Here is a 16,846-nt window from a genome sequence, read left to right as displayed (position 1 = left end):
CTGAAGTTTTTATATATAAAAAAAGCGTTTATAAAAACGCTTTTTGTTTTTATTCATTTATTTGTTTAATTGTTTGTTCAAGTTTTTTAATAGCTCAATCTTCTACTAAAATACTTAATGTTATATTTGTTGTGTTTTCATCTTTTTTAAATGAATCAACTACTTTTATTTCATAAATTCCTTTTAGATTTTTTAATTTATCTAAAATAAATTCAATATCTTGTTGAGGTTTTAAACTAAATGTAAAATCTCTTTGTTTTAGTGGATCATTTTTGTATTTTTTAAATACTTTACTTGTATCAATATCTTCATTTAATAAAATTTCTACATAATAAGCATCAGAATTTAATGTTGATGGATGTGTTTTTGCTATATAACCTATTTTTTTATCTTTATGATATATTCAAGCGCTTAAATTAGGGTGAAATAGTGAATAATCAGATCTTTTGTATGTTAGTTCAATATCTAATAATTCAACTATATCTTGTTTTATAGTGTTAAAATCTTTTATATTTGTAGCAAGTGCTAAAACATTATTTGTTTTATTTATCATTCCAATTTCAAAAATTGAAAGTTTATTGATATTTCTTTTTGCATTGTAATTTAAAACATCATATAGTGAATAAATAAATGAATTTCTAACTTCACTATGATCTAAAGATGCAAAAGTTTGTAGTTTAATTACATTATTAAATTCAAAAGGATCAAAAATATTTTTTTCTTTATTTGTTAGTGTGAATGTTCTAACATTTTGATATCCCATTTTTGCTAAAATTGTTTCATAGTCTTTAAAGATGCTATTTTTAGTTTTTATTATTGTTGGTTTAATCATTTTAAAGTTTTCATAACCATAAAATCTAAATACTTCTTCACTAAAATCTTGCATAGTTTCAACATCAAAACGGTAATCAGGAACAAAAACCGTATTATCTTTAATTTCAAAACCAAGAATTTCTAATTGTTTTAATACTTCTTGATATTTTGAGGTTTTTGTTAATTCAAAACCAGCAAAGTTATTTAAAAAAGTTTCATCTAATTTAAAATGTGTGGTTTCTATTTTTTCTAAATTAACAATTTCACTAGCTTCATTTAAATGCGTTGTAGCAAAATCATGAGCAAGATGAATTAATCCATTATTTATTTTTTTAGATGCTCTATTAGCTGAAAGAGTTTCTAATTTTACTTGTTTTTTTGAATGTCTAATTTCTTTTGTGCTAAAACTTGCAATTTCAAATAAAACATTTTTTGTATTATTATCACAACCTGTATTTTCAAGACCGATTGTAGCAGCTACTGAAATTGGTTTATTTTGATCTTTAACAACTAATACATTTTCTAATTCAATTTTATTTTTTCCTAAAATTTCAACTTCACCTGTGTATTTTTGTACACTAATTGATTTACTTTCAATTTTATTTAAATCATATGAGTGACTAGGAACTCCTGTGTATAAAAGAATTAAATTACTTAAATTTACAGCATTTGAAAATATTTTTATACCGTGTTTTAATAAAAATACTTCGTCTTGTAATGTTATTTGGATATTATCTTGAGTTGTTTCAAATAAAGTAAAGTGATCAGTTTCTTGTAAGTTTTCAACTTTAAATCCAGTTTTGTAACGTTTTATATCGTTTTTTGGAAAATTAATATTTGCTTTAAAATAAGCTGCTAATTCCCGAGCCATTACATAATAACTGTTTGCATCAGCTCGATTTGAAAGAATACTTATATCAATAATGTAATCCTGTAGTTCAAAATAACTAATTGGATCTAAACTTAAATCTACTTTTTCTTGGAAAGTAAAAATTCCATCGTTTCATTTAGCAGGTAAAACATCAACATCAAAACCTATTTCTTCTAATCCAGCTAGCATTCCTTCAGAAATTATACCCTTCATTTCACGCGGTGCAAAAGTTATTTTTTTTGATCTTGACCCTGGCACAAATGCCATTAAATAGTCATTTTCTTTTACGTTTTGAGCATTAGTTTGAATAATTCTTACCTTATCTTCAAATTCTATTTCACAAACAGTTAATAAATCTGCGTTAGGATTTTTGTAGGTTTTTAAAACATGACCAAATTTTAAACCTTCTAAGTCTGTAAAAGGTTTATATTCTTCAACTTCAAAACCAATTGAATTAATTGCGCCAACAACTTCTTCAACGGAAATATCATCTGATAAATTAGCTAATTTTTTTAATTTTGTGTATGAAAATAACATTTTTCCTCCTACTTAAATTGTTTTAAAAATCTGTTGTCATTTATATATAGTTCTCGTATATCAGTAATTTGATATTTAATCATAGTAATTCTTTCAATTCCTAATCCCGCTGCAAAACCATTCATATCATTTGTATATCCTGCTAATTTTAAAACTTTATTATGTAGCATTCCAGCTCCAAGAATTTCAATTCAATTACCTTTATAAAAGACATCAACTTCAACACTCGGTTCAGTAAAAGGGAAATATGATGGTCTTAATCTAATTTCAACTTCTTCTTCTAAAACATAACTTAATAAGCTTTTTAAAGTTCACATCAAATTACCAAAATTTGTATAACCTACTGAAACAAAATCAAGTTGAGTGAATTGATGACTATGGGTCATATCTTCTTCATCATTACGATAAACTTTACCAATTGCATACTGACTAAATGCTTGATTTTTATTTTTTTCCAATGCTCTTGCGCTAATTCCTGTGTTGTGAGTTCTCATTAATGTTTCTTCATCTATATATAAAGAATCTTGCATGTCACGGGCTGGGTGGTTTTTGGGAATATTTAGACGTTCAAAATTGTATTCATCGTTTTCTATTTCTGTTTCTTTAATTTCAAAATATCCATTTAAATTAAATCAATCTTTCATTCTTTTAATTACTAAATTAGTTGGATGAATACCACCTTGTTTATATGTTGGTTCTGAAATATCTACTCACTCATTTTCAAGCGATTTTTGAATTTCTAAATTTTCAATTTTTTGCTTTGCTAATTCAAAAAATTCATTTGCTTGTTCACGAAGTTTTTGAATTTTTTTACCAATTTCTGCTTTTTGTTCACCTGGTACTTCTTTAATTTGCTTTGTTAGTGTTGCTAGTTCGCCATTAGATGAATTAAATTCTGCTTTAATTTTTTTAAGATCTTCTAGTGTTTGAATTTTTTCTAAATTAAAAATCATTTTTACTCCTTATTTTTTATATGTTGTCAATAAATTTTAATTTTTTCTTCATATCCTTGATTTTTAGGACTATAAAATTTTGTATTGGTAATTTCTTGTGGTAAATATGAAATATCATAATAACTATTTTTAAAATCATGCGGGTATTTATAATCGACACCTCGATTGAGTTTTTTAGCTGCTTTATAGTGTGCATCCTTTAAGAAAACAGGAACATCATAAACATTACCATTTTCAATAAAATTTTTAACGTTGTTAAAAGCTAAATAAGTACTATTTGATTTTGGACTTAAAGCAATATTTAAAATCGCAAATGCAATTGGTAAATATCCTTCAGCAAAACCTAATCTTTCAAAACTTTCTATTGCATTAAGTGTTTGAGTTGCTACAATAGGATTTGCTAATCCAATATCTTCATATGAAGCACACAACATTCTTCTAAAAAGCGCATCATATTGTTGTGCTCTAAATAATAAATAGCCATAATATAATGCAGCGTCTGCATCACTTCCTCTTAATGATTTATGAAAAGCACTAAGTAAATTATAATGTTCATCACCATCTTTATCAATAATTAAATTTACACTTGGTAGTATTTTTTTAATTTTTTCCAAATCTATGTCTTGATTTGAATACAGTTTATTTAATAAATCTAAATTATTTATTGCAATTCGGAAATCAGCAGCTGAAGATGCAGCTAAAAAGTCATATATTTTTTTATCTTTAATGTTTATTAATTGAAATTTGTTATTAAGATATTCCAAATAATTTGACATATTGTTAACTGTTGGTTTTTTTAGCTCAAAAATATTTGTTCTACTTCTAAGCGCTGGATTAATTTTAAAAAACGGATTTTCAGTTGTAGTTGCATAAATTGTAATTAATCCATTTTCAAGATATGGCAATAAAATATCTTGCTTATCTTTGTTTAATCTATGAATTTCATCAATAATAATAATTCTATTTTTTTCTATTAACTCAATTAATTTATTTTTGTTATCAGTTGCAGCATTAAAGTAACCAAAATTATTTTCATGACTTAATTCATTTGCTAAAATAAAAGCTATAGTGGTTTTTCCAGTACCTGGGGAACCGTAAAAAATTAATGATCTTAAGTCTTTATATTCGATAATTTTATTAAATAACTCTTTAAATTCTTTATCTAACAAAAGATCATTAATTTTTTTGGGTCTAAGTAAAGTTGCTAAATTCATTTATTTCCTTTAAATTTAATAATTAAATTATACTAATTTAATTAAAAAAAGGTAAATAAAAAATTAAAACTGGAGTTTTAATTTTTCTATTTTTAGTTGTATAGTTTGTATATTCCAAATGATGTTAAACCAATGCATATTAAAATTAAAACAACTAATATTCAAATTAGTACTCAGAATCATTTTGATCCTTTTTCTTCTGTTGTTGTAATAATTGTTGGATATGTTTTAGTTTCATTTGTAATTTCTTGTGTGTCTTGTTGTCCTGTTTTTTCTTCTTTTTTAGTTGAAGATGATTCAATTAAACTTTTTGAAACTAGGTAGTCTGTTGCGCTTTCTGATTCAATGTTTTCTTCATTTAACAATTCAAGTGCTGTGTGAGCTTTTTCAAAACTCATACTTCCTCTAAATGCTCCGTTTTGATGGAATCAAACTCTTGATGATTCATCATCTTTAGCTAAGTCCATGAATTTTTCTAAACTTTCATTAAATGAATAAAATGTTAAGTATTCATCAATTTTTGCTTCTTTTAATTGTCATATTTTTTTGTCTTCATCATCTGTTTTTTCTATTATGTAAAATTTTCTCATATTTCTCCTTGATTTCTAGTGGCAAATTGCAGTCATATGTAATTACTATATCACAATTTTAATTAAACATATTGTATTTATTGAAAATTTATTGAAAAATATACAAAACAACACTCAAAATCTAAAATTTATAACGGTAAGATTTAAATTTTATCTTATCTTTTGTTGAGTTTGTTTTAAGTGACAGCAGTGTATTGTAGACAGTGTTTATTGTGTGTTGGTTGAGTGTTGACTCAGTATTTTGCATAAATTTACTTAAATCAGTAGAAAAAACTGTATCTTTTGTGATCAAATTTCACTCTGGATTATTAGTGATTTTTATGGTTTTATTAAAATCTTCAAATACTAATATTGAATATAAATTAATTTCAGAATTATTAAAAATTTCTTCAATATGTTTCATATGTTTTACATTTTGAAAAATTACATTTTGGATTTCATATTTAGTGTTTTTAAATATTTTGTACCATGTTTTAGTATTGTAATCTCCTTCAATGTTTCCTGTTATACTTTTAGTTTCGATTACAAAAATTCCTTTTTCAGTAACTATTATTCCGTCAATTTCAAATAATTTATTACCATTTTTATATAAAGCTGGTTTAATATAAAAATAATTGTTTTCTTGTGCTCATTTTGCAATGTCTAAAGAAAATTCTTCTTCAAATTTTTTTCCTCTACCTTTTTTATTTTTTACATTTATTTTGTAAACAATCATTTTAGCAATGATTGTAATCAAAATAAGCAGCAACAAAATCATTGAAATTATTAAACCTGTTTTTATTGTTTTTTCCATATTTTCTTTACTCTTTTCTGTTCTAAGTATTTTTGACTATTTTTATAGCTTGGATAGATTTTATTAACTAAATTATAAAATTTTTCTGAATGATTAAAATGTATTAAATGACTTAATTCATGAACTACTACACTTTCAATTGTTTCAAGTGGGAAACAAATTAAGTAAAGATTATAAATTAAATTACCATCAAATTTACATTTTCCTCAATATGAGGTTACTTTTTTAATTGAAAACCCTTTATATTTTTCTTGAACATTTATTAAATCTAAATAATTTCTATTTAACATGTGAATTGTTTTTGATAACTGTAATTCAAAAAAATTTTCAATAATTTGTTTAATTTCTGTCTTTGTATTTTGTATTAAATCGTATTGAAATGTTTCAAATAATGAATAAATTGTTAATTTATTTTTTTCAACTAAAAATTTTCTTTTAAAACCATAAAGATAAAAAGTGTTATTTTCAAAGTTAATTTTTGTTCTTTCATATAATAAATTTGTACTTATATGTCTTAAGATATTTCTTAAACCGTTTTTAATAAAAGCTTCAAGATCTACTATATTATCATTTTTAGCGATTGATAAAATAATTTCACCATCTTTTATTTTTAAATTACTAAATTTACCTCTTGCTTTTTTTAGTGAAATTAAATATGTTGAATCATCTAAAACTACTTGTATCTTGTCACTTGAAATGTCTTTTTTCATAAAATTAATTTTAAATAAAAAAATAAATTTAGATAGATTTTTGCGCTATAAAAAATTAATATAAAAAATAATAGTCATTTTTTGCATAAATCACTTAATTTATGTTACAATATAAAAGCAATATATGAAGACAGTAACTGCTAAATGCTTAATTTGTTACCAAGTATAAATCTAAATGTATTGTGTCCAATAAAAATAAAAGGAGAAATAATGAGCGATTTAAGACAAGCTAAAGTTTTAGTAGTTGATGAAATTACTAGAGCAATTGAACAATCTAAATCACTTGTAGTAGCTAAATACCAAGGTTTAACCGTTGAAAATCTACAAGAACTTAGAAAAGAAGCAAAAGCTCATGGTGTAAGTTTAAAAGTTTATAAAAATAGACTTGTTAAACAAGCAACTAGTAAGTTAAATTACGAAGCTCTAAACGATTATTTAGTTGGTGCAAATATCTACGTGTTTGGAAATGATGATGATATTAGTGCTGCTAAAGTTATCGCAAATTTTGCTAAAAAATTCCAAGCATTAGAAATTGTTGCTGGAATTTATGAAAATCGTGTTATTGATGCTCAAGAAGTAGCTGTTGTAGCAACACTTCCAACATATGAAGAAGCATTAATGATATTAGGAAACTCATTACTAACACCAATAAGACAATTAGGTCTAGGAATGAAAATGTTAGTTGATGAAAATAAAATTCAAGAATAAAATACAAAAATTATAAGGAAATTATTATGGCTAAATTAACAAAAGAAGAATTTATTTCTGCATTAAAAGAAATGAATATTAAAGAAGTTATGGAACTTGTTGAAGGATTAAAAGAAGAATTTGGAATTGATCCATCAGCAGTTGCAGTTGCAGCAGCACCAGCAGCTGGAGCAGCAGCAGAAGAAAAAACAGAATTTAACGTAACATTAAAATCAGCAGGAGATCAAAAAGTTAACGTTATTAAAGCTGTTAAAGAATTAACAGGTTTAGGACTAATGGATGCTAAAAAACTTGTTGAAAGTGCACCAGCAGTTATTAAAGAAAACGTTAAAAAAGATGAAGCTGAAGATATCAAAGCTAAATTATCTGCTGTTGGAGCAGAAGTTGTTATTGACTAATAACAAATAAATAAGAAATGGCAATTTTGCCATTTTTGTTATTTATATGACAATTAGAATATATTAATATATTCTAATCATAAAACTGAATATTTTACACAAAAAATATTAAATAAAACACAAAAAGGGTGACATATGGAACAACTAAAACAAAAATATACTGAACGTTACTTCGGACCAATCACACAAAGACGTGATTATTCTAAATCACCAAAAGTTTTTGAAACACCTGATTTTCTAGATATGCAAAGAAAATCAATTCATGAATTTTTTACAAAAACAATCGAAGAAGAACTACAATCAATTTACCCAATTGAAGCACCTTCAAAAGTTAGAATAGAATATATACCTAATTCAGTTACATTTGAACAACCAAGTAGAACAGAATTTGAAAGTATAAAAATCGCTAAGCAAAAAGGTTCAAGTTACACAGGTAAATTAAAAGCTAAATTAAGACAACATAACATTAATACAGGGGAAATCAAAGACTATGAAGTTGTTTTTGGTGAAATTCCTATTATGACAAATGGTGGAACATTTGTTATAAACGGTTCTGAAAAAGTTATTGTTAGTCAATTGATTCGTTCAACTGGGGCGTATTACGGATTGGGAGTTAGAAATAAACAAGCTAATGACCTATTTAATAAATTAGAAATTATTCCTCAAATTGGTTCATGAATTGAAATAAGTCATAAAGTAACAGGAACAAGTGTTGATAGTGTAAAAATAAAAATTGATAAAAATAAAGGTGTTTATTTAAGTACATTCCTAAAAGCTTTAGGTATTAGCGAAGAAACTGCAATAGAACTTTTTGGAAACAATGATGTTTTATTAGAAACTTTCCGTCGCGATAAAGTAAAAGATCCTGATATGGAAATCAATCAAAGACTTGCACGTGAATTAATTTATCGTTTAATACGTCGTGGAGATCGTTTAACTGAAGAAAGTTGTAGAAACTTACTTCCTAATATACTATTTAATGAAAAACGTTATGACTTAACAAGAACTGGGCGTTTTACTTTAAATCGTAAATTAAATGTTATTGATCGTATTTCAAATACATATTTAGCAGAGGATATTCATTCTGTAGCTAATGAAGATGGAGAAGTTAAAGTTCTTTATAAAGCTGGAGCATTCATAACTCCACAAATGGCACTTGACATAAATGAACAATTTAAAAATGGAGAAATTAGTTTAACTAGAATTCCAAATGTTTCTGAATTAGTTTATGCAAATCAATTAGAACTTCCAGGAGCTATGGAATTAGCACAAAGAATGAATGTTGCAATGGTTAGAATTTGACCAACATTAAAAGAAATGGAAAATGGTCAAGAACCATTATTAGTAATTGGAAACGATCCAAATGCAACTCAAAAACACTTAATTATTCCAGATTTAGTTGCGGCAGTAAATTATTACTTTAATTTATTACATGGAATTGGAAATGATGATGATCCGGATTCACTAATTAACAAACGTATTGTTACAATTGGTGAGTTATTACAAAATCAATTGAGAATTGGTTTATTAAAATTAGAAAAAAATACTAAAGAAAAAATTGCTGGAAAAGACTTAGAAAAAATTACAGCACGTAATGTAACTAACAATAAACCAATTTATAACCAAATGAAAACATTTTTCAATTCATCAAAATTATCGCAATTTATGGATCAAGTAAATCCGCTAGGAGAAATTTCAAATAAAAGACGTGTAACAAGTTTAGGGCCTAGAGGACTTAACCGTGATACTGCTCAATTCGAAGTTCGTGACGTTCACTCAACTCATTATGGACGTATATGTCCAATTGAAACACCCGAAGGACCAAACATTGGACTTATTTTAAATATGGCATCATATGCTAAGATAGATGATTATGGATTTATCCAAACACCATATTTTAAAGTAAATGATGGTATAGTTGATTTTAATGATATTAGATACTTAACAGCTATAGAAGAAATTAATTTTACTTTTGCTCAATCATCAATTAATATTGATGAAGAAACTGGTGAAATATTAGATGAAAGAGTAATGAGTAGAAAAAATAATGAATATATTGAATTAGATAAAAAAGAAATTGATTATATTGGGGTTACAAGTAGACAAATGACATCAATTTCAGCATCTGCAATTCCATTTTTAGAAAATGATGATGCTAACCGTGCTCTTATGGGTTCAAACATGCAACGTCAAGCAGTTCCTTTAATTAAACCAGAAGCACCATTAGTTGCGACTGGAGTTGAAGCTGATATTGCAAGATTTAGTGCTTCAAACGTTAGAGCAACAAAAGATGGAATTGTAACTTATGTAGATGCAAACGAAATTAGAATTCAAAGCCCAGATGAAAAGAAACCATCAATTTATTTCTTAAGAACTTTTGAACGTTCAAATCAAGGAACAGTTATCCACCAAAAACCACTTGTAAAAGTGGGGCAAGAAATTAAAACAGGAGATTTATTAACCGATGGACCAAGTATGGAAAATGGTGAACTTGCTTTAGGTAAAAACGTATTAGTTGGATTTAGTACATGATTTGGATATAACTATGAAGATGCTGTTATTTTAAATGAAAAATTAGTCAAAGAAGATGTTTATACATCAATTCACATTGAAGAACAAACTATTCAATTCCGTCGTTCAAAAGCAGGGGATGATATTTTAACAAGTGATATTCCTAATGCTTCAAACCGTTCAAAACGTTTCCTTGGTGAAGATGGAATAGTTATTATTGGTTCAGAAGTAGGACCTGGTGATATTTTAGTTGGAAGAATCAGTCCAAAAGCTGAAGAAAACCCATCACCTGAAGAAAAATTAATGGCTGCTATTTTTGGTCAAAAAACTTCAACTCATAAAGATACTTCTTTAAAAGTTAAACATGGACACGGGGGAACTGTTGTTGCTGTTGATGTTTTAAGAAGAGATACAGATGATACTAATTTAGAAGATGGAATTGAAATGATTGTTAAAGTTTCAATTGCTCAAAAACGTAAAATTAAAGTTGGAGATAAAATGGCTGGTCGTCATGGTAATAAAGGGGTTGTATCAATCATTTTACCTGAAGAAGATATGCCATATTTAGCAGATGGAACACCATTAGATATTTTATTAAATCCACAAGGTGTACCATCTCGTATGAACATAGGTCAAGTTCTTGAATTGCACTTAGGACTTGCGGCAAGAAAATTAAATTGTAAATTTGTTTCTCCTGTATTTGATGGAATTAGTTATAAACAAATTCAAGAAATACAAAAAGAAGCTGGAATTGATCCATCAGGAAAAATGACAGTATATAGTGGAAAAACAGGTGAACCATTTGATAATCCAATTTCAGTGGGGGTTATGTATTATCTAAAACTTTACCACATGGTTGATGACAAAATGCATGCACGTAGTGTTGGACCTTATTCACTAATCACCCAACAACCTCTAGGAGGAAAAAGTCAAAATGGGGGACAAAGATTTGGTGAAATGGAAACATGAGCTATTGAATCTTATGGAGCAACAAATGTGCTTCAAGAATTATTAACATATAAATCTGATAATATAATTGGACGTAATATGCTATATAATGCACTAGCAACTGGAACAAAAATTCCTACACCAGGAATGCCTGAATCATTTAGCGTTCTTGCTTATGAATTAAGAGGTTTAGGAATAAAACTAGAAGTTCATGAAAGAACTGAAAAACCACAAAACAATCAAGAAGCAAAAGGAGATAATTAATATGTCTAATACACCTAAAAGCCGTAAATATGCAAATTTAGATGAAAATAAAATTGAAAAAATATCTCTAGCGCTTGCAACTTCAGAAGATATAAGAACTTGAAGTCATGGGGAAGTTACAAAACCCGAAACTATTAACTATAAATCATACAAGCCAGAACGTCATGGGTTATTTGATGAGTTAATTTTTGGACCAATGATTGACTATCGTTGTCCAATTTGTGGTCATAAATATAAAAAAGTTAATGAAGTTAATGTTTGTGTTAGAACTGAACTTTGTAGAATTGAAAGACCAGAAATTCTACCAAAAATAGCTCGCCGTAATCACATGGGACATATTCATTTAAACAGTCCTGTCGTTCACTTTTGATACTTTAAAGTAGATCACTCAATTTTAGCTAAATTATTAGGATTAAAAGTTGAAGGAACTCAAGAATACGTTAAGCGTTCAAATCTTGAAAACTTAATCTATTACAAAAGTCATATTGTTTTAGAAAGTGGTGGATTATCAAGTTTACCTAAAAATAAAATCATTGATATAAATAATGCTGGTCCAATTTATCATGAAGCTCTTAATGAAATTGCCTTAAATTATGAAGAAGGTAGTGAAGAAAGGGAAGAAATTGATGAAGCAATAGCATCTGTTATTGAAAAATCAGAATCAAAAATTGGTCAAGACCATGGAATTGACTTTTATGAATTCAATGATATTATTGAAGAATATTCAGATGCAAAAATAGGAACTGGGTCAGAAGCAATTGAATATTTACTTAAAAAAATAGACTTACACAAGGAACAAAAAGAAGTTTCTGATGCTATTCAAAAAATTAATCAAGAAGAATATGCAAATGGACAAATAACTTCAACACTTAAAACAAGCCGTGAAAAATTATATAAACGTTTACAAGTTATTAATTCATTTATAGAAAGTGGTCAAGAACCAACTTCTATGTTGATTTACGACTTACCAGTTATACCTGCCGACTTACGTCCATTGATTCAATTAGATGGTGGTCGTCACTCTACATCTGACATTAATGAGTTATATCGTCGGGTAATTATTAGAAATAATCGTTTAAAACAATGACAAGAAAAACAAGCTCCTGTTTTATTAATTCAAAACGAATTAAGAATGATTCAAGAAGCAGTTGATGCTTTAATTGATAATGCTCGTCGTAGTCCAAGTCCTGTTTTAAGTAAAGATAATCGTCCATTCAAGAGTATTTCTGATGCTTTAACTGGTAAAAAAGGTCGTTTTAGACAAAACCTACTAGGAAAACGTGTTGACTATTCAGGGCGTAGTGTTATAGTTGTTGGTCCAAATTTAAAAATGCACCAATGTGGAATTCCACGTGAAATGGCTGCAAAATTATTTGAACCATGAATTATTAATCGTTTAATTGAAAAAGAAGTTGTAAGTACAATTAAACAAGCTAAAAAATTAATAGAAGATGAAAATTCAATCATTTGACCTCACGTAGCTGAAGCTATTAAGGGAAGATTAGTTTTACTTAATCGTGCTCCAACGCTTCACCGTTTAAGTATTCAAGCCTTTGAACCTGTTTTAGTAAGAGGAAAAGCCATGCGTCTACACCCATTAGTTTGTGCCGCATTTAATGCCGATTTCGATGGGGACCAAATGGCAGTTCACGTACCAGTTTCTGAAGCAGCTCTTTTAGAAGCAAGAGAATTAATGTTAGCAAATAAAAATATTTTAGGACCTAAAGATGGAGAACCTATTATTAACCCATCACAAGATATGATCCTAGGGTTATATTATTTAACATTAGAAAAACGTGGAGCAAAGGGAGAAGGAAGATTCTTCAGTAACTTTGAACATATGATGAGAGCATATGAAGAGAAAAAAGTGGATCTTCACGCTCGTGTTGCATTACCAATTGATGCTATCAAAGAAAAATTAGACTTTTATAATCCAGATGATAAATATATAGTAAGTAGTGTTGGTAAATTTATTTTTAATAGCGTTTTCCCTAAATCATTCCCTTTTATCCATAATGGTGATTTTTCAGATGATTTAGAAGAAATTAAACGTTATTCACGCCAATTCATTTTAAAACCACGTCAAAATATTTATGAATTTATTAAGATGGAAAGTCCTATTCAAAAAGCTTTCACAAAGAAAAATATTGCTAAAATTGTTCGTTTAGCATTTAATCAATATGTAAGTTCAATTACAATCGAAGATATTGCAAAAGTTATTAATAATATAACAGCAGATAATTACCGTGAAGTAATGACAGAATTTATTAAAATCGATAATTATCGTGGTGAAAAATTATCATCAATCCACGCTAAATTATTAGCAAGATTCACAAAAGAAGAATTTGAGTTAAATTACAATGCAAATAAAATTGTAAAAGAGGGAGAAAACCCTGTTGTAGTTAATGCAAAAGAAAAAGCTAAAATTTTAGATGGTGTTTGATTTAAATATACAAATATAGTTGCATCTATTCTTGATAAAATTAAGGAATTGGGATTTAAATATTCAACAATTAGTGGAATAAGTATTTCAATTAATGATATTATTGAAACCGATAAAAAACAAGAATATATTCAAGAAGGTGATGAATATATTGAAAAATTAAAAGAATTCTATCAAAGTGGAGAACTAACTGATGATGATAGATATAACCTAACTATTAAAAAATGAACTGAAGTTAAAGAAAATATTCAACAAGAATTAAAACAAGTTATAAAAGATAATGTTGAAAACCCAGTTATTATGATGATTGATTCAGGTGCTCGGGGAACAATTAATAACTACGTTCAATTAGCTGGTATGCGTGGACTTATGGCCAATAATACCAAAACTCTAAAAGCCGATGCTAAAAATGATCGTGTTGTTAGATCTACAGTTGAAGTTCCTGTTAAAAGTTCTTTCCTTGAAGGATTAACAGCTTATGAATTCTATTCATCAACCCATGGAGCTCGTAAAGGTCTAACAGATACCGCACTTAATACTGCGAAAAGTGGTTACTTAACACGTTGTTTAGTAGATGTTGCTCAAAATATAGTTGTAAAAGAAGAAAATTGTGGAAGTGATTATGGATTCATTATAAGAGATATAATTGATACCAAAACACAACAAACAATTGTTTCGTTAGTAGATAGAATTGAAGGTCGTTTTACAAATAAAGATATTTATGATAAACACGGAAATTTAATTATTGCTAAAGATAAATTAATTAGTCAAGAAATTGCTAAGAGAATTAAAAATGAAGGAATAAAAGAAGTTGAAATTCGTTCAATTTTTGGATGTAATACACGTAATGGTGTATGTAAACACTGTTTTGGTAAAGATTTAGCAACAAATAGATTAGTAAATATTGGAGAAGCTGTAGGAATTATTGCAGCTCAAAGTATCGGAGAACCTGGAACACAACTTACAATGCGTACATTCCACTCAGGGGGAGTTGCTGGTGTTGAAGATATTACTGGTGGGTTTACTCGTTTAATTGAATTAATAGATGCTTATGAACAACCATGAGGAACACCTGCAGTAATTAGTCCTGTAAATGGAAAAGTTATTGAAATTGCTCCTGGTTCAGATGATAGTCATTTTGTAATTAAAATTGAATATCAAAATTCACAAAAACAAACAGCAATTAAAAATGAAGCTGTTTATACTAAGAAAAAACTAAGAGTAGCAGTAGGAGATCAAGTAAGAATAGGACAAAAACTTTCAGAAGGTCCAATTATTTTAAAAGATCTATTACAAATTGCAGATGCTCATGCAGTACAAAATTATTTATTAAAAGAAATTCAAAAAATCTACCGTTCTCAAGGTATAGCTATTAGTGATAAATATATTGAAATAATTGTTCGTCAAATGATGTCAAAAGTGGTTATTTATGATGCAGGAGATAGTAAATTCTTTGCTGGAGCTATTGTTGATATTTTTGATTATCAAGATGAAGCTGGAAAATTACTTTCAGAAGGTAAAAAACCTCCTTATGGTAACGTAATTATTAAAGGAGCAAAACAAACCCCATTACTTTCTGATTCATTCTTAGCGGCTGCTTCATATCAAGAAACAACTAAAATATTAGTTCATGCAGCTATTTCTAATCAAGTAGATCCATTAGAAGGACTAAAAGAAAATATTATAGTTGGTAAAAAAATTCCAGCTGGAACAAACTTTGCACAAGCTGCAAGTACAGTAAAATACAATATAAAACCATCAATAAGTTACTTCACAACAAATGAAACTGAAGAAAATCTAAATTTAGATTTCATTAATGAAGCTTCATATCAATTTCAAAATGATTTAGATGAAATTAAAAATCAAATAGAATCTGAAAGTGAAGTAGAAGAAGAAATTTTTGATGAAGAAATTTCTGAAGAAGAATAATTAATAAGAAAATGAAATTTGTTAAACGACAAATTTCATTTTTATTTTTGGAAATTATTTTATGCAAAAATCAATAATATGCAAATATATTGAATCTTTTTTATTAAAAAGGAATATAATGTCACATTATTTACAAGAATAAAACATATGGAGAAAAAAGATGAAATTTAAAAATAAACCACTAGCAAATATTATTGGAATTACAGTTAGTTTAGGGTTGATTATTACACCTATTGCCATAACTACTTCACTTATTTCAACTAAAAAAGATGAACCTGAAGAAAAAATTACACCTAAAAAAGAAATTAATATTGAATTAAATATTGCTAAAAAAACATTGCCAGAAGTTAAAGTAGAATTTAATAATAATATTAAAAATGAATGAAAACAATTAAAATCATTAAATGACACAACAAAAAACACAGCTATTCAAAGCAAAGTTCAAACATTATCAAATTCAATTTTGGATAATTTAAATAAAAATATCGAAAAAGTTCAAACAACACTTAAAGATGTAGTTTCTGAAGAACAATTAATTCAAGTTACAAATATGTATTCACAAGCTTCAAGTATTTTAAATAAACAATTAAAAGATATTTTGGATTCACTAATTATTGCAGTAAATAACGATCAAGAAATTAGTGATGGTCTTGCATTTGTTAAAGGAAAATTAAACGTTGAAACATTAAATAATCTAAAATTTTCACTAGTAACAGTATTAGATGGAAACCTAAATAACATAAAGGGAATAGAAAAATCAGTATTTAATTCATTAAAAGAAAATGAAAGTACAAAAAATATTGCTGTACTTGATACTTTTATAGAAAAAATGAACGAATTTTACAACACTGAAATTAAAACATTAATAACAGAAATTCAAAACATAAGTTTTGATAATTTACCATCTGAAGGAATTGAAGCACAAGTTGCTAAATTTAAAGCCGTTTTAGATAAATTTAAAGAAGATTCAAGAGTTAAAGCTCACGAATTACTAACAAACGAAGAAGATTACAACACAATTAAAGGTATTCTTTATCCTAAATTTGAAACATTATTTAATGTTGCATTACAAAGTGAAACATTATTAAAAGAAAAAACAAAAGAATTAGTAGAAATTATTAACACTATTATTAAATAATTGTAGATATTAGAAGCAAATACTAT

11 protein-coding genes are annotated in these 16,846 nt (G+C 27.1%); 5 read left to right on the top strand and 6 right to left on the bottom strand.

Annotated features, from left to right (window positions below):
- Positions 1-49 precede the first annotated feature (49 nt).
- From N8G13_RS01775 to N8G13_RS01750, 6 genes are all read right to left on the bottom strand, one after another.
- On the bottom strand, positions 50-2,221 hold the full coding sequence (locus tag N8G13_RS01775; protein ID WP_262289224.1) for a phenylalanine--tRNA ligase subunit beta: 2,172 nt from the start codon (positions 2,219-2,221) through the stop codon (positions 50-52).
- Positions 2,222-2,229: 8 nt separating this feature from the next.
- Positions 2,230-3,174: a phenylalanine--tRNA ligase subunit alpha gene (gene pheS, locus N8G13_RS01770; RefSeq protein WP_262289223.1), complete on the bottom strand. Its 945-nt coding sequence runs from the start codon at positions 3,172-3,174 to the stop codon at positions 2,230-2,232.
- Positions 3,175-3,176: 2 nt separating this feature from the next.
- Positions 3,177-4,388: a replication-associated recombination protein A gene (locus tag N8G13_RS01765; RefSeq protein WP_262289222.1), complete on the bottom strand. Its 1,212-nt coding sequence runs from the start codon at positions 4,386-4,388 to the stop codon at positions 3,177-3,179.
- A gap of 92 nt (positions 4,389-4,480) precedes the next feature.
- The gene (locus N8G13_RS01760) at positions 4,481-4,978 is read right to left on the bottom strand and encodes a hypothetical protein (RefSeq protein WP_262289221.1); all 498 of its coding nucleotides are present in this window, start codon (positions 4,976-4,978) and stop codon (positions 4,481-4,483) included.
- Between the two features lie 121 nt (positions 4,979-5,099).
- Positions 5,100-5,771: a nuclease-related domain-containing protein gene (locus N8G13_RS01755; RefSeq protein WP_262289220.1), complete on the bottom strand. Its 672-nt coding sequence runs from the start codon at positions 5,769-5,771 to the stop codon at positions 5,100-5,102.
- Positions 5,756-6,481 carry a M48 family metallopeptidase gene (locus N8G13_RS01750; RefSeq protein ID WP_262289219.1) on the bottom strand — a complete coding sequence of 242 codons (726 nt, stop codon included), beginning with the start codon at positions 6,479-6,481 and terminating at the stop codon, positions 5,756-5,758. The genes N8G13_RS01755 and N8G13_RS01750 overlap by 16 nt, the downstream gene beginning before the upstream one ends.
- 210 nt (positions 6,482-6,691) lie before the next feature.
- Between N8G13_RS01750 and rplJ the strand changes: the two genes are divergently transcribed.
- The 5 genes from rplJ to N8G13_RS01725 all read left to right on the top strand — a co-directional run bounded on the left by rplJ (position 6,692) and on the right by N8G13_RS01725 (position 16,820).
- Positions 6,692-7,189 carry a 50S ribosomal protein L10 gene (rplJ, locus tag N8G13_RS01745; RefSeq protein WP_262289218.1) on the top strand — a complete coding sequence of 166 codons (498 nt, stop codon included), beginning with the start codon at positions 6,692-6,694 and terminating at the stop codon, positions 7,187-7,189.
- 26 nt (positions 7,190-7,215) lie between these two features.
- Positions 7,216-7,587 (top strand): 50S ribosomal protein L7/L12, encoded by a 372-nt coding sequence (gene rplL, locus N8G13_RS01740; RefSeq protein ID WP_262289217.1) that lies wholly within the window; start codon positions 7,216-7,218, stop codon positions 7,585-7,587.
- Between the two features lie 135 nt (positions 7,588-7,722).
- Positions 7,723-11,310 carry a DNA-directed RNA polymerase subunit beta gene (gene rpoB, locus N8G13_RS01735; RefSeq protein ID WP_262289216.1) on the top strand — a complete coding sequence of 1,196 codons (3,588 nt, stop codon included), beginning with the start codon at positions 7,723-7,725 and terminating at the stop codon, positions 11,308-11,310.
- 1 nt (position 11,311) lies between these two features.
- Positions 11,312-15,682, top strand: a complete 4,371-nt coding sequence (gene rpoC / locus N8G13_RS01730) for a DNA-directed RNA polymerase subunit beta' (RefSeq protein ID WP_262289215.1) — start codon at positions 11,312-11,314, stop codon at positions 15,680-15,682.
- A 160-nt stretch (positions 15,683-15,842) separates the two neighbouring features.
- On the top strand, positions 15,843-16,820 hold the full coding sequence (locus N8G13_RS01725) for a hypothetical protein (RefSeq protein ID WP_262289214.1): 978 nt from the start codon (positions 15,843-15,845) through the stop codon (positions 16,818-16,820).
- The last annotated feature ends 26 nt before the right edge of the window (positions 16,821-16,846 follow it).

This window comes from Mycoplasma zalophi, from assembly GCF_025486335.1.
In the GTDB taxonomy this organism is placed as follows: Bacteria; Bacillota_I; Bacilli_A; order Mycoplasmatales; family Metamycoplasmataceae; genus Metamycoplasma; species Metamycoplasma zalophi.
Note: the sequence above shows the minus strand (reverse complement) of the source record. Positions and strands in the feature narration are given on the sequence as shown.